The sequence below is a fragment of the Candidatus Spongiihabitans sp. genome, from assembly GCF_965247905.1.
Lineage (GTDB): Bacteria > Pseudomonadota > Gammaproteobacteria > Arenicellales > Poriferihabitantaceae > Spongiihabitans.
Genome location: NZ_OZ252047.1, coordinates 2,564,413 through 2,586,388, shown reverse-complemented (window position 1 = coordinate 2,586,388; position 21,976 = coordinate 2,564,413). Strand labels below are relative to the sequence as shown.

At 50.1% G+C, this 21,976-nt stretch carries 17 protein-coding genes, 1 tRNA gene and 2 pseudogenes; 9 read left to right on the top strand and 11 right to left on the bottom strand.

Annotation, left to right across the window (positions count from 1 at the left end):
• Positions 1-10: 10 nt before the first annotated feature.
• Positions 11-1,315: an isocitrate lyase gene (aceA, locus tag ACP158_RS13285; RefSeq protein ID WP_424946590.1), complete on the bottom strand. Its 1,305-nt coding sequence runs from the start codon at positions 1,313-1,315 to the stop codon at positions 11-13.
• 171 nt (positions 1,316-1,486) lie between these two features.
• Between aceA and ACP158_RS13280 the strand changes: the two genes are divergently transcribed.
• Complete coding sequence (locus ACP158_RS13280) at positions 1,487-1,717, top strand: hypothetical protein (protein ID WP_424946589.1); 231 nt, start codon at positions 1,487-1,489, stop codon at positions 1,715-1,717.
• Here ACP158_RS13280 and ACP158_RS13275 read toward each other — a convergent pair.
• Complete coding sequence (locus ACP158_RS13275; RefSeq protein WP_424946588.1) at positions 1,673-1,990, bottom strand: hypothetical protein; 318 nt, start codon at positions 1,988-1,990, stop codon at positions 1,673-1,675. The two genes, ACP158_RS13280 and ACP158_RS13275, sit on opposite strands and share 45 nt — an antisense overlap.
• A gap of 291 nt (positions 1,991-2,281) precedes the next feature.
• Here ACP158_RS13275 and ACP158_RS13270 point away from each other — a divergent pair, with 291 nt between their 5' ends.
• A complete protein-coding gene (locus ACP158_RS13270) occupies positions 2,282-3,022 on the top strand; it encodes a haloacid dehalogenase type II (protein WP_424946587.1) in 741 nt (246 codons plus the stop codon).
• Positions 3,023-3,040: 18 nt separating this feature from the next.
• Here ACP158_RS13270 and hemH read toward each other — a convergent pair whose 3' ends face one another.
• From hemH to pth, 4 genes and pseudogenes are all read right to left on the bottom strand, one after another.
• Positions 3,041-4,051 carry a ferrochelatase gene (hemH, locus tag ACP158_RS13265; RefSeq protein WP_424946586.1) on the bottom strand — a complete coding sequence of 337 codons (1,011 nt, stop codon included), beginning with the start codon at positions 4,049-4,051 and terminating at the stop codon, positions 3,041-3,043.
• A gap of 67 nt (positions 4,052-4,118) precedes the next feature.
• A complete protein-coding gene (locus ACP158_RS13260) occupies positions 4,119-6,017 on the bottom strand; it encodes a nitric oxide reductase activation protein NorD (RefSeq protein ID WP_424946585.1) in 1,899 nt (632 codons plus the stop codon).
• Between the two features lie 240 nt (positions 6,018-6,257).
• A complete protein-coding gene (gene ychF / locus ACP158_RS13255) occupies positions 6,258-7,364 on the bottom strand; it encodes a redox-regulated ATPase YchF (RefSeq protein WP_424946584.1) in 1,107 nt (368 codons plus the stop codon).
• A 110-nt stretch (positions 7,365-7,474) separates the two neighbouring features.
• Positions 7,475-8,065: pseudogene (pth, locus tag ACP158_RS13250) on the bottom strand (aminoacyl-tRNA hydrolase); the annotation flags it as partial.
• Positions 8,066-8,176: 111 nt separating this feature from the next.
• On the opposite strand from pth, the pseudogene ACP158_RS13245 reads away from it, so the two are divergent.
• Both ACP158_RS13245 and ACP158_RS13240 read left to right on the top strand, forming a co-directional pair.
• Positions 8,177-8,809, top strand: a pseudogene (locus ACP158_RS13245) (IS1595 family transposase); the annotation flags it as partial.
• Positions 8,810-9,187: 378 nt separating this feature from the next.
• Positions 9,188-10,987, top strand: coding sequence for a GmrSD restriction endonuclease domain-containing protein (locus tag ACP158_RS13240; RefSeq protein ID WP_424946583.1), 1,800 nt, complete (start codon positions 9,188-9,190; stop codon positions 10,985-10,987).
• A 325-nt stretch (positions 10,988-11,312) separates the two neighbouring features.
• Here ACP158_RS13240 and ACP158_RS13235 read toward each other — a convergent pair whose 3' ends face one another.
• From ACP158_RS13235 to ACP158_RS13220, 4 genes are all read right to left on the bottom strand, one after another.
• Positions 11,313-12,014 carry a 50S ribosomal protein L25/general stress protein Ctc gene (locus tag ACP158_RS13235; RefSeq protein ID WP_424946582.1) on the bottom strand — a complete coding sequence of 234 codons (702 nt, stop codon included), beginning with the start codon at positions 12,012-12,014 and terminating at the stop codon, positions 11,313-11,315.
• Positions 12,015-12,049: 35 nt separating this feature from the next.
• On the bottom strand, positions 12,050-13,003 hold the full coding sequence (locus tag ACP158_RS13230) for a ribose-phosphate pyrophosphokinase (protein ID WP_424946581.1): 954 nt from the start codon (positions 13,001-13,003) through the stop codon (positions 12,050-12,052).
• 31 nt (positions 13,004-13,034) lie between these two features.
• Positions 13,035-13,112: transfer RNA gene (locus ACP158_RS13225), tRNA-Gln, on the bottom strand.
• A 130-nt stretch (positions 13,113-13,242) separates the two neighbouring features.
• Positions 13,243-13,371 carry a hypothetical protein gene (locus ACP158_RS13220; protein WP_424946580.1) on the bottom strand — a complete coding sequence of 43 codons (129 nt, stop codon included), beginning with the start codon at positions 13,369-13,371 and terminating at the stop codon, positions 13,243-13,245.
• Between the two features lie 51 nt (positions 13,372-13,422).
• On the opposite strand from ACP158_RS13220, the gene ACP158_RS13215 reads away from it, so the two are divergent.
• From ACP158_RS13215 to ACP158_RS13195, 5 genes are all read left to right on the top strand, one after another.
• A complete protein-coding gene (locus ACP158_RS13215) occupies positions 13,423-14,397 on the top strand; it encodes a GlxA family transcriptional regulator (protein ID WP_424946579.1) in 975 nt (324 codons plus the stop codon).
• A 132-nt stretch (positions 14,398-14,529) separates the two neighbouring features.
• The gene (locus ACP158_RS13210) at positions 14,530-16,116 is read left to right on the top strand and encodes a trimethylamine methyltransferase family protein (protein ID WP_424946578.1); all 1,587 of its coding nucleotides are present in this window, start codon (positions 14,530-14,532) and stop codon (positions 16,114-16,116) included.
• A gap of 52 nt (positions 16,117-16,168) precedes the next feature.
• Positions 16,169-16,756, top strand: a complete 588-nt coding sequence (locus ACP158_RS13205) for a hypothetical protein (protein ID WP_424946577.1) — start codon at positions 16,169-16,171, stop codon at positions 16,754-16,756.
• Positions 16,757-16,777: 21 nt separating this feature from the next.
• The gene (locus ACP158_RS13200; RefSeq protein WP_424946576.1) at positions 16,778-19,228 is read left to right on the top strand and encodes an FAD-dependent oxidoreductase; all 2,451 of its coding nucleotides are present in this window, start codon (positions 16,778-16,780) and stop codon (positions 19,226-19,228) included.
• Positions 19,229-19,398: 170 nt separating this feature from the next.
• Positions 19,399-21,015 (top strand): TolC family protein, encoded by a 1,617-nt coding sequence (locus tag ACP158_RS13195; protein WP_424946575.1) that lies wholly within the window; start codon positions 19,399-19,401, stop codon positions 21,013-21,015.
• Positions 21,016-21,152: 137 nt separating this feature from the next.
• Here the strand turns inward: ACP158_RS13195 and ACP158_RS13190 are convergent, their stop codons facing one another.
• Positions 21,153-21,974 (bottom strand): class I SAM-dependent methyltransferase, encoded by an 822-nt coding sequence (locus ACP158_RS13190; RefSeq protein ID WP_424946574.1) that lies wholly within the window; start codon positions 21,972-21,974, stop codon positions 21,153-21,155.
• Positions 21,975-21,976 lie beyond the last annotated feature (2 nt).

Below are 21,976 nucleotides of genomic sequence, written 5' to 3'. Positions count from 1 at the left end.
CGCGACATGCTTAAAACTGATCTTGCTCGGTTGATCCGTCCAGCGCGGTGACCGATGAAGCCCCGCCCTGGATGGTAGTGGTGACATCATCGAAGTAACCGGCGCCCACTTCTTGCTGGTGAGCAACGAAAGTGTAACCCTTGTCAGTCGCCGCGAATTCCGGTTGCTGCACTTTTTCGACATAGTGCTTCATGCCTTCGCCGCGCGCATAGTCATGCGCCAGATCATACATTTGATACCACATATTGTGAATCCCGGCCAGGGTAATGAACTGGTAGGTATAACCCATTGCCGCAAGATTATCCTGGAATGACGCGATAGTTTTGTCATCCAGATTCTTTTTCCAGTTGAACGATGGCGAACAATTGTACGCCAGCAACTTGCCGGGATAGGCGGCGCGCACCGCTACGGCCCATTCCCGTGCAAAGCCAAGGTCTGGCGTGCCGGTTTCGCACCAAATCAGATCGGCATAAGCGGCATAAGAAACACCACGGGAAATGGACTGTTCCAGACCGTTCTTGACCCGATAAAAACCTTCCGCAGTGCGCTCCCCGGTCAGGAACGGTTGGTCGCGGTCGTCGAAATCCGAGGTCAGCAAGTTGGCCGCTTCCGAGTCGGTCCGCGCTAACAGCACAGTCGGCACGCCGAGCGCGTCAGCCGCCAGCCGAGCGGCGATCAAGGTTTGGATGGCTTGCTGGGTCGGTAGCAAAACCTTGCCGCCCATGTGACCGCATTTTTTTACCGCTGCCAGTTGATCCTCAAAATGCACACCGGCCGCACCGGCGACGATCATGTTCTTGGCCAGTTCAAAAGCATTCAGTACGCCGCCAAAGCCGGCTTCGGCATCGGCGACGATGGGCAGGAAGTAATCGATGTATTGGGCATGGCCTCGCTCGATGCCGCGCTGCCACTGAATTTGGTCGGCGCGCGCAAAGGAATTGTTGATCCGGCGCACCATTGTCGGCACCGAATCATAGGCATACAACGATTGGTCGGGATACATCTGTTCGGAAGAGTTGGCGTCCGCGGCGACCTGCCAACCGGACAGGTAAATTGCTTCGATGCCGGCTTTGGCTTGTTGCACCGCCTGACCCGCAGTGAGTGCGCCCAGGCAATTGACATATCCCTTTTTGGCTGTGCCGTTGACCAGCGACCATAGTTTTTCGGCGCCGCGGCGGGCGTGAGTGTATTCGGGTTGAACCGAACCACGCAGCCGGACAACATCCTCTGCACCATAGCCGCGAGTAATATTTGCCCATCTTGGATTGGTTGCCCAATCTTGTTCAACGGCTTTGATTTGGTCCACTCTTGTCATGCTAATTACCTGATACTACGTTAAAATTGGAATAAAACAGGGGGATGAATGATGTTGTATTCGCGGCACATTTACAATAGCGCCAATAAAATCTTTTTCAATTTGCATGATTAAATTTGGTTCAGGATGCTTTAAGGTATAGTGAAATGGTCATAGCTAATTGTTCAATAAATGAAAAACAAGCATGTCATTCGTTGCCGAATTTCGGGGAATAAATTCAGGGCGATTCCACGGCTGTTTTGCCTTGATATCGAGGCTTGCAAAGTCGCACAAATCACCGGCATCTCTGGCCCGGCGACCAGCCGATTGCATGCTCAAATCAGACAACACATCGCCGGGCAATGCGAGCGCATGTGTTCACTGATTCATTGCCCGTTGTGTTCCTTTCCAGCGGTGTTTTAGCACCGCCCTCCCTGCCGTCATTCTCGCCGAAGGCGGGAATCCAGTTAAATATCTGTCACGCGTAGCGTGACTCTTTTTGGCATCCGGCTTTGCCAGACACAAACCGGCGGCTTCGCCGCAAATGAGTTCGGCTACGCCGAACGGTTTAATAACTGGATTGCCCGGAACAAGCCGGGCAATGACGAATGATAGGTAACGGTGAATCGCAAAGTGTGACTCTCTTTGAGACGCCAAAAGTAACCGAGAATAAGGAGTCCGGCTACGCCAGAGCACGTTTAAGTGTCACGCTTTGCGAGACACTTATTTACCATTGTCTTCTCAAAAGGACTTATTGCCTTCCGATTCACCATTGTCCCCCCAGCCCGTCATTCTCGCCGCAGGCGGGAATCCAGTTAAAATATGTCGTCCGGCGTAGCCGGACTCCTTTGAAAGAGTGTGAGTTTCGCTTCAATATGCGCCACGAAAATGGGTGTCAATATCTGCTAAAATCTATCCGAAATCGACCGCTTAAAGTATCTTGAACCTTAAATTTTAGTGATAATTAACACTATCCCGAAAATATTAATGGTCAAAAAATTAACTCGATTTTCCACTTTATCATTTGATTGCTATGGTACTTTGATAGATTGGGAATCTGGAATTTGGGATGCCTTGCAGCCGTTGATCGTTGAGAACCATCGCCATGACATAACCCGTGATCGTGGACTTGGCGCGTTTGCCAGAGCCGAGAGCGCTCAGGAAAAAGCAACGCCGAGCATGATCTATCCTGAAGTGCTGCGCAATGCACATGGCGCTATCGCCAACCAGTTTAATCTCAAATCTACGGATGAATTAGATGAAGCATTTGGCCGGTCCGTGCCGCATTGGCCGGCGTTCCCTGATAGCGCAGATGCGCTGCGAATACTGAAACAACATTTTAAATTGGTCATTCTGTCGAATATTAATAACGCAGGATTTGCGGCATCCAATACAAAGCTGGGCGTTGAATTCGATGCCATCTATACCGCCGAAGCGATCGGCGCGTATAAACCAGACCTTGGCAATTTCGAATACCTGATACGTCATTTAAGAGATGATCTTGGTGTGGATGCCGATGATATTCTCCATACCGCGCAGAGTCTGTTCCACGATCATGCGCCAGCTAACGAATTCGGATTGTCAAATGTCTGGATAGACCGTCAGCATCTCAACCAAAGCGATAATTGGGGTGCTACGCCGCTCGTGGAAAATCGGCCGGTGTTTGATTTTCTGTTTAACGCGATGGCGCAAATGGCAGACGCGGTGCAACAAGAGGTTGGTATATAAACAAGTTCATAAAGGCTTTCATTTTATATGCCGAAGAATTTGGTTGGATAACATCCTGATATGATCTTCGGAATCATTCAAGCACGGGATGTAGCCGTATTCTTTTCCGCCAGCCTCAAGAAAAACATCGCGGTTTTCCAGCGCGATTTCTGCCAAAGTCTCCAGGCAGTCAGCGCTAAATCCCGGACAGATCACCTGAATGGATTGAAGGCGCTGCTTGCCGAGATCGCGCAATATGCGATCGGTATAGGGCGCTAACCACTTTTTATATCCCAGGCGGGATTGAAATCCAAGTTGCCATTGATCGGGTTTCAGGTTCAATGATTGCGCTAACAACTGCGCGGTTTGCCGACATTCACGCGCATAAGGATCGCCATCATCCGCATATTGCTGCGGGATGCCGTGGAACGACATCAGCAGTTTTTCCGCTCGCCCATTTTTGTCCCAGTGCGCGGTCACCGATTTGGCTAACGCGGCGATGTAACCGGGATTATCAAAATAATGCCGGATCATTTTGAAATCCTGCCCTCGCCATTCCCATTTTTGCAGGACCCTGATAACCTCGTCCTCGACCGAGGCCGTGGTTGTGAACGAAAATTGCGGATACAGCGGAACAATTAAAAACCGGGTCGCGCCGCCGTCGCGCAGATTATTCAAGCCTTCCTCGATGGATGGATTGCCGTAACGCATGCCAAGTTCCACGCGTATGTTTGCCGGCGCATAGGCATTCGCTTCATGCAGGGTTTGTCGAATCAAGTCGGTTTGTTTTTTCGAAATCGCCAGCAACGGCGAGCCGTGTTCAGTCCATACTTTTTGATAAGCCGCCGCGGATTTTTTAGGTCGGGTGTTGAGAATGATCATATTCAAAACAAGCCACCACAGCGGGCGCGCCATTTTCACTACTCTAGAATCCCACAGAAATTCCTTCAGGAATTTTTTCACATCATTGATCGACGCGGAATCTGGCGTGCCAAGATTGTTAATCAGCACGCCCAGGGTTTTTACATCGGTCGATTTGGACTGCGGCATTAATTTTTCGCGCCTTGTATTTTCGCGCTTTGCATTCTCATGCTTTACATTCTCATGCTTTACATTCTCATGTAGTCAGCCGACGGTAAATGTCCGCCACCTTTAACGGCAGTTTGCGCACTTCATCGACCACCACAAAACTCGCATGGCCATACATGTGCGGCAGGTAGTCGCTGGCTTCGGTATCAATGGTGATGCAGAACGGATGCACGCCAGTATGGCGCGCCTCCAGCAAGGCTTGTCGCGTGTCCTCTATGCCGTAATCGCCGCGGTAGCCGTCATAATCGTCCGGCTTGCCATCGGACAGGGTGATCAGGATTCGGGTTTTTGCCTCAACCTGGTTGAGAATACCGGTCAGGTGGCGAATGGTTACGCCCATGCGGGTATAGTCCTGCGGTCGAAGTCCACTGATGCGGGCGCGCACGTCTTTATCATAATTCTGTTCAAAGGTCTTGATTTTATAGACCTCGCAACGATTACGGGTCATGCCTGAGAATCCGTAAATTGCATATTGATCACCCAGTATCTCCAGTGCCTGACAGAGCAAGATCAGGCTTTCCCGCTCAGCATCATTGATCCAGCCTTTGGTCGATCCGCTGACATCCACCATAAAGATAACCGCCAGATCACGCTCCTGCTTTCGCCGATGCGTATACAGGCGATCGGTCATCTCAACACCGGTCTGCATATCGGTGTGCGCGGTGACCAATGCGTCCAGGTCGATGTTATCGCCGATGGGTTGCGCTTTAAGTATTTTGTCTTCTCCACGCAACACTTCAAAATGCTTTCTAATATCGCCAACCAGATGAACATAGCGCTGCAAGGTGTTTTCCGGAAAATCATCGTAAATGGGAGCGGTCGTCATTTCCCGCAACACGCACCAGTTTTTTCGATAGGCTTGCCGGCGGAAATCCCATTCATCGTATAAGAATGCGCCTGGTTCGCGGCGATCGTCTGGCCACGCATCCTCGGCTTTATTTTTGTTTTGCGCATCATCTCCATCGCCGGCCGGCACCAGCCAGTGTTCCGGAATATTATCGAAATCCTGAAGCAGGGACGACAACAGGCGGCCTGTGTCGGGCGGCAGGAACAACGGCTCGCCGTCCAGCGTCAGTTGCGCCGCGCCGTTTTCATCTTGGTTCGCTTCCACATTCGCGTCCACATTTTGCGCGCGCGCCGCGTCGTCATCGTCATCGGCGGCATCGCGTTGCGCTTCGACGATCGCGTTCAACGCCGCTTGCAATTGCGATTTTTCGAGTTCGATGCGCTGGTCGATAGTCAGTTCAGCGGCATTCAGGTTAAAGCCACCCTGATATAAAAAAGCGTCGGGCCAGGCAAGTTGCCGATGATAAAGTTGCGTTGTTGCCGCCAATGTTTCAATTACCGTCGCTTGCGACGCTTCCAGAGTGCGTATCATCTTTTCCCAGGTTGCATCATGCACCGGCGGCGGGGTATGCAGTTCGAGCATTTCCCGGCCAAGTCCCGGAAGTTCGCGATGCAGGCAGGCGTTCAATCGAAAAGTCTCCAACAGGTTAAACAGTTTGAGCGCGCGCCCGCTATCGGAAAAATTCCCTATGATCTCGCTCAAGTGCGGCGCATCCGGCGTTGGTCGCTTGAAGGTGCCAAACCAGGTTTGTGCCCATACGTGAACTGCCGTAACCTTGTACAGTTGATAGTTTTTTTCGCGCTCGTTAAATCGGTTTATCGCAACCGGCAGATACAAGGTTTCGGTATCGGTGAAAATACGGTTGCCTGCTTCTATTTTTAAGTTTCGCCCGCTCAAGCCGCAGAGGATGGTTTCGAGGACGCCGCGAACCTGTTCCAGGGTTACAGTGATGTGGCTTAATCGATATTCTCTGGCGAATTGCTCGATGTTTCCAAGGGCCGCACTACCGGGATACAACCCTTCCTTGTCGTAAATATCCATAGCGTGCAACAGCCACTGATGTGTTCCGTCCAGATTCATAAGCTTTAAGGCAAATGGAACATGGCTTACAAATTGATAAGCCATTTCGGCGTTGGACTTACGGATAACGTCGGTCCAATGCAGCGCAAACTTTTGTTGCTTCAGAGGGAGCGTGGTTAAACCGCGAGCCGGCGCTTCGGAGGTGCGCCGGGTTGAAAGCGCCGGTTCGAGGTATTCATCCAGCGCCGATTCTATTTTTTCGTAACTTAGAGATATGGTCTTGCCCGTCTTGTCTGGATGCTAAACATTAAAACGAAAATGCACCACGTCGCCGTCCTGAATAATATATTTTTTCCCTTCCAAACGCAGGCGACCTGATTCTTTGGCGCCTTGTTCGCCATTATATTTTATAAAGTCTTGATAGGCGATGGTTTCGGCGCAGATGAATCCGCGTTCAAAATCGCTATGAATAACCCCGGCGGCCTGCGGCGCGGTCGCTCCGATTTTGACAGTCCATGCGCGAGCTTCTTTAGGTCCCGCGGTAAAATAAGTTTGCATCCCAAGCAATGAATAACCGGCCCGAATTACCCGATTAAGTCCGGCTTGTTCAAGCCCCATTTCCTCAAGAAATATTACGGCATCGTCATCACTGAGCTCGGAGAGTTCCTGTTCAATAGCCGCGCAAATGGCGACCACTTGCGCGGATTCTTGCTCGGCTATTTTATTTACCGCATCAAGATGGGGATTGTTTTGAAAACCACGATCACTAACATTTGCAATGTATAAAGTCGGCTTGATGGTCAGAAAGCACAGCGGTTTTAATAATTTCAGATGCTCTTTGGCAAGTTTCAGTGAAGCCAGCGTATTGCCGCCATCCAGATGAGATTTCACCGTGGACAATAACGCTATCATGGCGAGCTGTTCTTTGTCACCGGATTTACTGCCTTTCTGTGCCCGCTGCAACGCTTTTTCAGCAGTTTCCAGGTCGGCCAGCATTAACTCGGTATTGATGGTTTCAATATCCGCCGCTGGATCAATAGCATTCGATCCGGCATTTGATACGTGAGCAATATTCGGATCTTCAAATCCACGAACAACATGGGCGATGGCGTCCACTTCCCGGATGTGGGTCAGGAATCGATTGCCCAATCCTTCGCCTTTGGAGGCGCCGGCAACCAATCCGGCGATGTCAACAAATTCGATGGTGGCCGGGACTGCTTTTTGCGATTCGGCAATTTTTGCCAAATTCGACAACCGAGAATCAGGCATCTCCACCATCCCGACATTGGGTTCGATGGTGCAAAAAGGATAGTTAGCGGCTTGCGCGCTGTTCGACCGAGTCAGCGCGTTGAACAACGTTGATTTGCCGACATTGGGCAAGCCGACAATGCCGCATTTAATGCCCATTAGCGCCGTTCAATATTATCGCCCTCGTCAAGTTCATCTTTTTTAACTTTGGCTTTTTCAATTTTGTCTGTGCCGATTTTATCTTTCCCAAGGTTATCTTTTTCCGCTTCGCTGTGTAACTGATTCATCGCTTTTTGATAGTTCCCGCACACCACATCGGGCAAAACGCCAATTGCCTTGTCAATCGCATCCTCGATCAGTGTTTGCTCACTTGACGGTGGTTTGTTCAGCACATAGCCCGAAACATCTTGATTGACGCCAGGAAGATTGATGCCGGGATGCCCTATACCGATTCGCATCCTTAAAAAATCCGATGCGCCAAGTTTGGAAACAAGGTCGCGCAAACCGTTGTGACCGCCATGTCCCCCGCCAATTTTTAATCGCGCGCTACCCGGCGGCAGATCGAGTTCGTCGTGAATGACCAGTATTTGCGCTGGCGCGATGCGATAAAATGATGCCATCGGCGCAATGGATTGTCCGCTTAGATTCATGAAAATATCAGGCGCAATGATGCGAACGTGCCTGCCGTTACATTCGAATCGGCCGGTTTGCGCCTTGAATTTTTTTTCTGTGGCGAAGGTAATCGGGTAGGTGCGTTGCAACCGCTCAAGCAACCAAAACCCAACATTGTGTCGGGTTGCGGCGTAGCGATTGCCGGGGTTTCCCAACCCCGCAATCAGCGCAATTCCTGCCTGCTCCATTTTATTTCATGCGCTCAATTCATATAAAAGTATAATTGTATCAGCATAGAAGTTATTTTTTATAATTTTAGGGGCTGTCCTATATAACTAAGTTTATCGTAGGATAGCGGAATGAGAAAGAGTCGTTTAAGCCAGTATAAACAAAATCGATTAATTGAGTTATTTGTGGCGGGTGCGACAGCCAGAACGGCCGCGTCGTTAGTGGGTATTAACAAGACGACTGCCAGTTATTATTTTCGCCGTCTTCGTGATCTGATTTATCGCAACGATGACAATGGCGGGTTGATGGCCGGCGAGATTGAGGTGGATGAAAGTTATTTTGGTGGAAAACGCAAAGGCAAGCGCGGTCGCGGGGCAAGTGGCAAGGCACCGGTATTTGGCTTGCTTAAACGAGATGGCAGGGTGTGTGCGGTGCCCATAGCCGATGCTCGGAGTAAAACCCTGATGCCGATTATTCGGCGCAAGGTGAAGCCGGACAGCGTGGTTTATTCCGATTCATTTCGCGGTTATAATGTGCTGGATGTATCTGAGTTTAAGCATCTGCGTATTAATCATAGCAAAATGTTTGCCGACGAGCAGAATCACATCAATGGCATTGAGAATTTTTGGAGCCAGGCGAAGCGGCAATTACGCAAGTTTAACGGGGTTCCGAGGGGTCATTTTCCGCTGTTTTTGAAGGAGTGTGAGTGGCGTTTTAACAACAGTGACCCGAAGTCTCAATTAAACCAATTGAAACAATGGGTTAGTTATCTAGGACAGCCCCAAAATTTTTTTTGTCATATGTCGACAATCGGTTTGCACCGTCCACAACCAATAAAGCAGATTTGAGTTCAGTAATAAAAAATAAACGCTTTATCATCCGCCGGAATCTTCATAGAAAACCAGCCAGATGGATTAGTTATAACTTCATCTCTGTAGGCGATTGGTTTATCCCACAAAACCTTTGTCCAGTATGACTCTCCGCTATCATGAAACCATGTACAGCCATCTATTGAAGGCTTTCCGAAATCATCCTTTATAGTATCTTGAACCTTATTTTTTGTTTGGCAACAAGCCAAGTAAAAAATTTCATGTTATGATTATACCAATCGGCATGTTTTCCATTCAGCAGGAGTTTAATTGATGGCTACACAACGATATTCCGTTACCCCGCACCCTGTTGATACTTTGCTCGCCTGGGTGAAATCCGGCGATATTGCCATACCTGAGATTCAACGCCCGTTCGTCTGGGATGCGACCAAGGTGCGCAACTTGCTTGACTCACTCTATCAAGGCTATCCGGTCGGCTACCTCATCTCCTGGCGTAACCCGACCGTCAAACTTAAGGACGGATCACACTCTGCTGGCAAACGTGTCTTGATTGATGGTCAGCAACGAGTAACCGCGCTGATGGCATCATTGCTGGGTCGCGAAGTGTTGACCAAGGACTACGAGACGGTCCGCATTCGTATTGCCTTTCATCCCGGCGAAGAGCGTTTCGAAGTGCACAACCCGGCCATCGCCAGGGACGCCGCATGGATTGATGATGTGTCGGTATTTTTCGGCCCCGATGCAGACTTAATTGAATTGATCGACCAGTATTTCACACAGAACCCGACAACAGACCGCAAGACCATCAGCAGAATATTGCAGAAGGTAGGCAAGATAGTCAATAACCATGTAGGCTTGATTGAATTGGCCGAGGACCTCGATATTGAGACCGTTACCGAAATCTTTATTCGTGTGAACTCGGCTGGTGCCGTGCTTTCCCAAGCCGACTTCGCCATGTCGAAGATTGCGGTCGACGAGAAATTCGGTGGAAACTTGTTGCGCAAGGCTATTGATTATTTTTGTCACTTGGCCGTAGCACCAGAGTATTTCTCCAAGATCGAGAAGGGCGACCCAAATTTTGCGCAGTCGGAATTCCTGCCGAAGATGCGCTGGCTCAAGGACATCAACGACGACCTCTATGACCCGACCTATACCGATATGCTGCGCGTCGCCTTCACATCCGAGTTTGGCCGCGGCAAATTGCAGGACCTTGTTGCCCTGCTATCAGGTCGCAACTTTGAGACTCGCGAATACGAGGAGGCTATTACCGAAAAGTCTTTCGCCCAACTTAAAAGTGGCATTGATGCCTTTATGAGCAAGACCCATTTTGACCGCCTGACTATGATTTTGCGGTCGGCCGGGTTCATCACCAGTGCGCTTATCCGCAGTCGCAATGCCGTCAACTTTGCCTACATTCTTTATCTGCGCGGACGCAAAGAAAATCTGCCCGCCAATGACATTGAGCATGTGGTCCGTCGCTGGTATGCCATGTCGGTACTGACAGGACGATACTCTGGTAGTCCGGAAACTACTTTCGATGTCGACATCCGCCAGATTACGGACCGGGGCGTGAAAGCCTACACAGAGACTGTTATTGAGAACGAGTTACCGGACACTTTTTGGACCGGGATGTTGTTGCAGGAGATGGATACTTCCTCGGCCATCAGTCCGTATTTTATCGCCTACCAGGCAGCGCAAGTGAATTTGGGGGATAAAGGTTTTCTCTCAACCGACATTACTGTGCGCGATCTGTTGATTAGCCGCGGTGACAAACACCACGTCTTTCCGCGCAAGTACCTGCAACGCCAGGGATTAAATCGCGGGCGTTATAACCAGATCGCTAACTTCGTCATCGCTCAAAGCGAGATCAACATCGCCATTGGTGATAAGGCACCCGAAGAATACTTCCGCGCGTTAGCCGAGCAGTGCAACGGCGGAAAGAAATATTATGGTGGAATCACTAATGAAGCAGAGATGCGTGCCAACCTGGCCGCCAATTGCATACCCGATAATATGCTGGACGGCGGTTCATTCGACTACGAGGATTTCCTGGCCGAGCGTCGCAGGCTAATGGCACTCAAAATCAAGCAGTGGGTCGAGGAGATGTCGTGATAACTGCCTTCAAGTTCTATTCCATGGCGAAGGGCTCCGGCCTTTAGCACCTGAAGGAAAAAGATTTGGAAGGCGCGTCACCAACTTAACTCGCCACCACCCGTGCTTCAATCAATTAGGGGTCAGAGCAATCAATTAGGGGTCAGAGTAGAAATTATTTGTTAAGCAAATAGATTCATTGCATGATGACCTGAGAAATGCAACAAATGGCTGTATAGCGTTTGGGAGTGAAAGATTTTAGAAGTCAGAAAAACCTGGCCCAAAGCCCCAATAATTTCTACTCTGACCCCGATCTCTACACCGGTGAGCAAGGTGCCAGACCGCGTTAGCCGTCTCTCGACTTGTCATCGGCGGACTCGTCGGGGGTTGTTTTCTCTGAATCTTCCGCATCGGTTTCCAGTCCCTCTTCTTCGACCACTGCCTCCTCAGGTTCAACTTCGATGCGAGGTGGCAGCACCGAGACCACGGCATAATCATGTTCGTTGTTTTCATCATGCATCAATGTGGTGATGCTCACGCCTTCTGGAAGTTTAATATCCGACAGATGCAATGATTCATTTAAATCAAGATGGGTGATATCCAATTCAATGGATTCCGGCAGGTCGCCCGGCAAGCAGGATATTTCCACATCATTGATCAAGTGAGAAATGATGCCGCCGCTGGTTCTGACGCCGACACAATCTTGTTCGCCGATGAAGTGAATCGGTAGTGACATGGTCAAAGTTTTCTTTTCATCTATGCGTTGAAAATCCGCATGCAGGATGCTTATTTTATGGGGATGGCGTTGGACATCCCGAAGTATGGCTTGCTCCTTGTTGCCGTCCGTGTTGATAATGATAATCGCCGAATGGAACTCTTCTTTTTCCAAACTATGGAACAAGACATCATGGTTGATGGCAATATGGACATTTTCCTTATCGCCGCCGTATAAAACCGCAGGCACATCGCCTTCACGACGCAATCGTCTGACCAGATTAGTGCCCGAACGGGCTCGGACTCTGGCGATAAGTTCAAATTGATCTGGCATTTTCTTACTCTTGGTTGGGTTAATCAATAGTGGGGTTAATCGATAAACAGGTTGCTGATTGAGTCGGCGGTCGCCACGCGGCGGATCGACTCGGCTAATAATTCGGCCACGCTTAATTGCTTGATCTTGGCGCAATTTTGGGCATCTTCCCGCAGCGGAATTGAATTGGTAACCAGCAGTTCATCGATTTCCGAATCATTGATGCGCTTGATCGCGTCGCCGGACAGAACCGCATGAGTGCAACTTGCAAGCACCTTGATTGCGCCGTGCTGTTTTAGCGCGCGCGCCGCTTCGCACAGGGTATTGGCGGTATCCACTATGTCATCGATCAGAATACAGGAGCGCTCAGAAACATCGCCGATGATATGCATCACTTTAGCTTCATTGGCTTTGGGACGGCGTTTGTCGATGATGGCAAGACCGGTTTCCAGTTGTTTGGCCATCGCGCGCGCACGCACGACGCCGCCGGCGTCAGGCGATATAACAATCGGATTAGGCAGTTGCTTGCGCCATAATTCGCTCATCAATACCGGCGATCCATAGATATTGTCTATGGGAATATCAAAAAAGCCCTGGATTTGATCGGCATGCAGATCCATGGTCAGAACCCGATCAGCGCCGGCAACGCTGATCATTTCCGCAACCAGTTTCGCCGAAATGGCAACCCGAGCGGTGCGCGGCCGCCGGTCCTGGCGGGCATAACCGAGATAGGGGATAACGGCGGTAATTCGGCCTGCGGACGAGCGTTTAATGGCGTCTATCATGACCAGCAATTCCATCAGATTGTCATTGCTCGGGGCGCAGGTGGGCTGGATGATAAAAACATCCCGGCCGCGAACATTTTCCATAATCTCCACGTTGACCTCACCATCGCTAAACGTTCCCACGGTGGCTTTGCCCAGGGGTATTCCCAGCGACTGCACCACTTCCGCGGCTAATCCGGGATTAGCGTTGCCGGCGAATACTGCCAGATTTTCAGGTGATACCATGTTTGCTTACAAATTGAATGGGCGAATCTAGTGGCTGGGGTGGGAGGATTCGAACCTCCGAAATGCCAGAATCAAAATCTGGTGCCTTAGGCCGCTTGGCTACACCCCAATGATTATTCCCAATGATTATTCCCAATGATTATTGACGACGGGTCATAAGTTAAGTATGAATACAAGCGCTCTTCTGGTGGCTTGTTGCTCATGTTTTATACACTACATTCCGGCTAAATCGGGTCAGGCTAAATCGGAATAGCCGCAGGCGATGGTGACGAGTAATCGTAAATCGGGCGTATTTTGATTGCCGTATCGCCCTCTGTCAATGAAAAAGTGGCATTCGGCAATAATTTCTTGTCAATGTTTATTGCCAATGACGTTTTCTCAATTGATAATAAGCCAATTATTTTAATCTTTCCAGACACATGAACAAAGCCCAATACGGCGCAATCACGGAAGGCGCGGAACGAGAAATAGGGTTTTATATATCCGATAACTTCAGCATGCTGCCATTGATATCGGCGGTAGAGCCGTTGCGCATAGCCAATCGCATGTCACGCAAACCGCTGTATCAGTGGTCTATCGTCACTGAAAACGGAGCCAGCGTTTTCGCAACCAATGGGATGGCATTAGCCGCAAAATACGCGGTTGACAATGCGCCGGATTTTGCCATGATCTTTGTCAGCGGCCCCTATGAGCCTAAAAATTTCAATCATCAACTGACGCTTGATTGGCTGGTGAGGCAGAGTAAGCGCGGCATTGTTATTGGTGGCATTGAAACGGGCTGCCACATTCTCGCTGAATCGGGTCTGCTGGATGGCATTCAATGCACCACCCACTGGGAAAATCGGGCCGAGTTTGTTGAAGCCTTCCCAAAACATAAAGTGTCATCCGATGTCTATGAAATCGACGGCAACCGAGTAACCTGTTCCGGGGGAGCGGTTTCCATGGATATGATGCTCTATATCATTGAGCAACATCATGGACACGAGTTAGCCGCCTCGGTGGCGGATGCGATGATTCATCCCAATATTCGCCACCCTGGCGAACCACAACGAATGCATATTCAGGCGCGCACCGGTGTAAGCCATCCGGCGTTGCTGGAGTGCATTGAGCTGATGGAAGCCAATATAGAGCAACCGCTGTCGCCTAACGAACTGGCGCGTTTGGTCGAGGTATCCAAACGCCAGTTGGAAAGGTTGTTCCGCCGCTACTTGAATACCACCCCGGCGCGCTACTATCTGACTATGCGGCTGGATGCCGCTCGAAAAATGCTGGAGACCAGCGCCATGAAAGTTATTGATGTTGCGGTGGCTTGCGGGTTCAAGTCCGCCGGACATTTCAGCAGCCGCTATTATTCCAGTTATGGCGTTACCCCGCGAGACGCCCGCAAGGCCTGATAATTGATTGCAATGGCGAAAATTTCAACGGCGCGGAAATTGAAATTCGAGTCGTTAAATATTATATCATTGACATCGGATTCAATGATACTCCGCGTTCCTTTTCAACATTAAAACTCATGATTCAAACATATGGTTAGAAGAGCAGGCGGCAGAGAAGCGAGAAAGGCATTACGCGCCGCACCGTTAGCCGAAGAGAACAAGCCGGTTCGACCGGGGCAAAGCGGCGGGCGGTTTATGCCGCTGACTGAGGCTGACTTAAAACGGGTGCATGAAGCTATGCTCGATCTTTTGGAGAATGTCGGCTTTACCCGGCAGTTGCCATCGTGCGTTGAAATGGTGACCAAGGCTGGGGGGAAGTTAACCGCGGAAGGTCGGTTGTTGTTTCCGCGAGAACTGATTGAATGGACTATGGAAACCTGCGCGCGCGATATTACCCTGTACGGTCAGTCTCCTGAACATGATATGCACCTCAGCGGAAACAAAATACATTTCGGCACCGCAGGCGCGGCGGTGCATGTGGTCGATGAATGGAAGCATCATGATCAATACACCGGCAGAAAAGCTGGCGTTTATCGGGAATCCACGTTGCAGGATTTATACGATGCGGCGCGCTTGGTGGATCATCATGAGCATATTCATTTTTTCCAGCGTTGCATGGTTGCCCGCGATATCGAGCAGCCGGCAGCGATGGATTTGAATACCACCTATGCCTCGGTTTCCGGCACCACCAAACACTGCGGGGTAAGTTATGTGGAACCGCAGCACGCCGAGGAAGGCTTGAAACTGTTGCATGAAATCGCCGGCGGCGAAGATAAATGGCGCGCCCGCCCGTTTGCCAGCGTGTCGTGTTGTTTTGTGGTGCCGCCATTGCGTTTCGCCGAAGATGCGTGCCGGGTTATGGAGGTATGCATTCGCGGCGGCATGCCGGTATTGCTGCTCGCGGCCGGGCAGGCCGGCGCGACCAGTCCGGCGTCGCTGGCTGGCGCGGTGGTGCAGGAATGTGCGGAGTCTTTGGCGGCATTGGCGTATGCCAATCTGATTGTTCCGGGACATCCCTGTATCTATGGCCCATGGCCGTTTGTTTCCGATTTACGCACCGGCGCCATGAGCGGCGGCAGTGGCGAGCAGGCGATTTTGATGGCTGCTTGCGGCCAGGTCGGCCGCTATTTGAACTTGCCCACCGGCATTGCCGCGGGCATGGCCGATTCCAAAATTCCCGATGCCCAGTCCGGGTTTGAAAAAGGCTATACCCTAGCGCTTGCCGGCCATAGCGGCGCCAATTTGGTGTATGAAACGGTGGGGATGCAGGCCAGTTTGCTCGGCTTTAGTTTTGAGGGCGCGACCATCGATAATGATATGCTGGGCGCGATCAATCGCAGCGTTCGCGGCGTTGAAGTGGATACGGAAAACCTTGCCCTGGAAGCCATTGAGGATGTTTGCATAAACGGCCCGGAGCATTTTCTTGGACACCAAGCCACTTTATCGAGGATGGAATCCGATTACGTTTATCCTGATGTGGGCAACCGATTAACCCCGGCGGAATGGAAGGAATTGGGCTCCAAAACAGTCAATGATGTTGCGCGGGAAAAAACCAAAGAAATTTTGGCAACTCATTTCCCGACGCACATCTCCGATGAACTGGATGCGCGCATTCGGGAAAAATTTGATATAAGGCTGCCGCGCGAGCAGATGAAGGCAAGGTTTGAACCGGAATAAAAATTTGCTACAATACTGCGCGCATATCGCATAACAGATAAGGAGAATCAGCATGAATATAAACGCCATAATGCAATCGTTTAATCTTTCCTCTTGGGGTTGGGTTGCGGTTGTCATCGCCGTTATTGGGGTGGTCTGGAAAATATCAACTTGGACAACCACGGTCGACAACAGATTATCTGGGGTCGAGAAAATCATTGAAGGACTCACTAAAAACGTTGAAGGACTCACCAAAAAGGTGGACGAAGTTTATCGGGTGATTGTGATGCGTCATGGCCGTGCCATAGAAAAAATCGATAGCCCAGTAACATTATCTGAGTATGGTCAAGAACTTTTCGAGAAAATAGATGCCGAGAAAGTAGTGGATGCCTATGCAGACAAACTGCATGGTGATACTCAAGGCATGAATGCCTATAAAGTGCAGGAACAGTGTTTCTTGTTCTGTAAGGAAAAATTATTGGATGATTTGGAGGCGAAGGATAAAGATCAGTTTGATAAAATATCGCAGGTTGCGTTTGATGAAGATATTGATATAGAAAAAATCACTCGTGTTGTCGGTATCGCGTTGCGGGATAGAGTGCTGCAGATGGAAGGGAAGTCGCACACGGAAGTGGATGAACATTCCCCGAATGACGACTAATAACAATCATCTATTTGAGCGGTGACTAAAAAACTCCCATCCCAGGCAAAAGTCGTCATCATCGGCGGCGGCATGATGGGCACGAGCCTGGCCTATCACTTGGCCGAGGAGGGCTGGAGCGATTGCTTGTTGATTGAAAAAGGCGAGTTGACTTCCGGCTCCACCTGGCACGCGGCCGGGCAGTGTCCGAACCTCATCGCCGATTACAACATGGCGAAAATTCATGATTACGGCGTGCGCCTGTATCCCAAACTGGAGCAACTCACCGGGCAGTATGTCAGTTGGCATGGTTGCGGCGGCATCAGGTTCGCATTAAAACCGGCCGAGGTGGAATGGTTTCAGCGCGTCAAAGGCGTTGGAAAAATGATTGGCTTCGATTGCGAAATTATCGATCCCGCAAAAATCAAGCAACTCATTCCGTACGCCAACATCGACGGCGTGCTTGCCGGCGCGCGCACCTTTACCGATGGCCATGTTGACCCTGCCGGGGTGTGCAATGCCATGGCCAAAGGCGCGCGGCAAATGGGCGCGACAATAGTGACCGGTATCCGCGTCACCGATATTAAGCAGCGTAAATCCGGTGGCAAAGGCGACGAATGGGAAGTGCTTACGGAACAGGGCAAGGTCATCGCCGAGCACGTGGTCAATGCGGCCGGGTGCTATGCCCGGCAGGTCGGTCAAATGGTCGGCGCCGATGTGCCGATGATCAATATGAAGCACACCTATCTGGTCACCGACACGGTTCAGGAATTTTTGGACCGGGATGACGAAATGCCGATCATTCGCGATCCCTATCCATCCTCATACTATCGTCAGGAACAAAAATCCGGGTTGATTGGCATTTATGAAAAGCAAAACTCCGAAGAGTGCTGGACTCATCGTGGCGGCTGGCCCGAATGGGATGCGGAAAATGAGTTGTTTGAGGCAAATTTAGAAAACATCATGCCCTATGTTGAACGGGTAATGGAACGAATTCCAATGTGGCGCGAGCTCGGCATCAAGCGCGTGGTCTGCGGCGCCATACCGCATACCCCGGACAGCAATCCGTTTCTCGGGCCAGCCGCGGGATTGCGAAATTTCTGGCATTGCAACGGCGCGTCAATCGGCATCGCCGCGGGCGCCGGCTCGGGCAAATACCTTTCCCAATGGATGATTTACGGCGATGCGGAAATAAACATGGCCGGCGTCGATCCACGCCGCTTCAGCGACTATGCGCCGGGGGATTACACCAAGGGCAAATCGCACGAAGATTATGAGTGCATGTATCAACTTCATCTTCCTGGCGAAGAGCGCCCGGCCTCGCGCAAACAGCGCACCACCCCGTTGTATGATTTGCTGGAATCCCGAGGCGCGGTGCACACTGACGCCAACGGCTGGGAAAGGCCAAAATGGTTTTCCCTTGACGGCCGGATTGAAGAAATCGGATTCCGCCATAACAATACCTTTGAAGTAGTCGCGCAGGAATGTCGTGCGGTTCGCGAAAGAGTGGGCGTTTTGGAATTGTCCGCATTTGCGAAATACGACGTGGTTGGAAAAGACGCCGAGCCGTTTTTGAATCGCATCAGCGCCAACAAAATGCCCATTCGCGAAGGCGGCATCGCCTTGACCCATTATCTGGCGGAAAGCGGGCGGCTGAATGGCGAATCCACGGTCACACGATTGCGAGAAGGACAATACTATGTGCTTTCAGGTTCTGCCAGCGAAGAACGAGATTTGTCTATTTTGACCCAGGGCATTGCTGACGGTGAGGACGTGACCATAACCAATATTACCGACCATTGGGGCGTCATTGTGGTTGCCGGTCCCAGCACTCGTGAAACCCTGGCCGGACTGACAGAGTCCGACTTGTCCAACCAATCATTTCGTTGGTTGACAGGAAAAGAAATTGAGATTGCGGGACATGCAGTTCGGGCGTTGCGCGTCAACTATGTCGGCGAACTCGGATGGGAATTGCATTGCCCAATGGCAAATATGCTTGGAGTCTATGAAGCGGTTTGGGCAGCCGGCCAAGCCCATGGTATCGCAAACTTTGGAACCTATGCGATGAATTCCTTAAGAATCGAAAAAGCCTACAAAGGCTGGGGGGCGGAATTAACCAATGAAATATCCATGCTGGAAGCCGATGCCATGAGATTCTTTTCAGAGAAAAAAGAAAACTTTGTTGGCAGGCAGGCAACGCTGGACGTGGTCGAGAATAATATAGCAATGCAACTGGTCTATTTCGAAGTGGAAGCAGGCGATAACGACGTAGTGGGTGGTGAAACCGTTTTAGACGGTGACCAGGTCATTGGCGTAACCACCTCGGGCGGCTACGGGCACACGACACAACGTAGCCTGGGCTTTGCCTATGTTGCACCTAAATACGCCGAACCCGGGTCAAGTTTTGAGGTCTATCTGTTGGGCGAGAATAGAAAAGCCACGGTTTTAAGCGAACCTGTTTGGGATCCCGCTAACGAAAGACCGAGGGCATAGGCTCAACCGCACTGGCGCATTGCCAGATTGGTTGTCTCATATTTATTGTCTCATATTTATTGTCTCTATGGTCTTCCGGAGACGCTAAAGTTTGTCGATAAAATCTATTGTTATTTTTAATAAAGTGTTCTATAATCGGATTTTTTCACGGATAGCCAAGGAGGGCTGCAATGACTGCAACAAGGAAAACATCATCGAAAAAACGCACCTTACATTGGCCGGCATTATGTTGGCCAGCGCAACGGAAAAATACGGGAAATGAGCGTGGCAATGGCGGTGGCGGTAGTATCCGCATCAACACGTGGTTTGCTTGCGGTTTGCTTTTATTCTCCGCCCCTGCTTTTGCCATCACCGAAGCGCAGTTTATCGAAAAGGTGCTGGCTCAAGACAAACTGCTGGAAGAAGCGCAAATTGGCTTGGATATAAAACAGATCGAACGCGATGCCAGCCGTGATAATTATCAAAACTGGAAAATAAACCTGTCGGTCGATCTGGATTATCGTTACCAGGATTTAGATCGGGATGCCAGTTCCACCCTCACCTATACGAAAAAAAGCCAAGACTATCCAAGAAAAATCGGCTTGAGTTTTGAAAAACGGTTTTTGACCAGCCCGCTTGCCTTGGCAATCGGTGTGAGTCGAAGTCAGGACAAAACACGGGAAAATCAATATAAAAGAATCAGCATAGACGACGATGGCCGGGGTGCGCCTTATGCTAAAAAACCTTCTCATACCGCAAGCCGTACCTTAAAAGAATACGAAACCACGCAGTATATTAGCGTTAAATACCCGCTGCTCAAGCCCGATTCCAACGCCCAGTCGCTGAAAACTCACCACCGCGATATTGTCGATTTCAAGCGGCAGCAGTTATTATTTTATGAAACCAAAGAGGATTTTTTGGATGATCGATTAAACGATTACCTGTCGTGGCTTTTGTATCAAAAACGAATGCTAATCAACCGGGAATTGTTGCATAAATTGCGGCGATTGAACCCTAAGGACAATGCCGAATCAGTGCTTTTGAAAAGCACGGTTTATGAAATCGAACAATACGACTCGGATGCCCGCATCCAATTGCAGGCTATCCGGGAAAAATTATCGGTGCTATTGGATGACCGGACGATTTTAACCGAAACCCCGAGTTTCGATTTACGCAAGCGCGCTGAACTGGTCACAGAAAGTTTGCCAAATTATTTGCAAACCCGCAATCGAGATTTACAAAGAATTGCCATGAATATCGAATTAAGCCAGCTTGAAATTGACTATCACCAAAAACAAACCCTGCCGACGTTGAATTTTACCGTGCGCGCCGAAAAAAACCTGAACAGCAGAAACACCACCGCAACCTCGACTTACGATGACGATAAAATAACCTATTCAGCCGGTTTGGAATTCAGTTATCCTTTGGGCGGCAACATTTCTAATCGAGCAAATTTGAGCAAATCCCGGTTGGGCGTCCGAAAACTGGAAATCAGCTACCAAAAAAAACTGCAAGACATCCTTGCCGACATTCAATTACTGAATACCTTGCTGACGCTGGACGAAGACCGACTGCTTGCGGCCATTGATGCGGCCGCACAAAGCACCGAAATTGAGCATCAAAAATATCAATCCGGTGAAACATCTTTCAGGGATCTTTTGCAAGCCTATAAAGACGAGCGGATTGTGAAATTGCAACATATCGATGATGTTATTGATTATCAGGTCAACCGCATCGAATATGATAATTTGCTGGATCGGATAATCACCACGCCTTGCCAGGCAATTTCGTCTGATTGTGAGTCATGACCAAAGCGGCGGTCGCGCGTCGCCGCTGGTTGTGTTCCGTTGCGCGGGACGCACTATTGACTGGATACCAACCCCTGTTCAAGTCAGGGGCAGGCTTTCCGTTGGCATGACGGCGACGGCGTTTGCCGCCTTCGCCGTCACTTTTCCGCAGTCACATAAACGATCCAGGCGGGCTCATCTTCACCATGTTCGGCGGCCGAATAAATGCCATCCCATTCGCCATCCTCATCGGTTCCTTCCCAATATACCGTCACCTTGCTGAATCCGGCTTCGCCAAGAATTTCGCGCAGCTCCGGCAACGTCCACATGCGCCATTCGTAGGTGAACGCGCGCTTCATTTTCGAGCCGTCCTTGAACTTAAAATGAATGTGGCAAATCATGTTCGCTGTTATGGGGTCGAATTTTTTCTGATCCCAATAATAAGTGAAGCCTTTATGCTTGGTTTTTTCCTTGATTTCACGCCACGAATCGTAACCGCCGTAGGCGTCAATGAATAAAATGCCGTCTTCAGTCAAGCCATCACGCGCGCGGCTAAAATAACCGCGCAGTTCATCCCGAGTCTGGAACAATTGATAACTGAAATTCATTGCAATAATAATATCCGCTGGTTTGCCCTCATAGCGCAGCACATTCTGATTGAGCAATTCGATGCGCTGCTGCTGTTTTTTGTTCAGTTTTTTAATGTTATTGGCGATGCCCCAGTCCAGTACCTCCTGGCTTAAATCCAGGCCCAAGGCGCGATTGGATGGCCGCCGTCTTACCCACTCGCAACAGGTGTTCGCGGTGCCGCAAAAATCCTCGCGCAAAAAATCGGCTTGGCGCGCGCGGATATGGGTAAAGGTTTCATCAACAAAATCAATTTCCGATTCAACCGATTGCACGGCAATTTCATACAGTGCATGACGGTCCGCCGAGCTGGCGGTGCTGCCTGATTTGTGTTTGTGGCGTTTTTGTGACATGG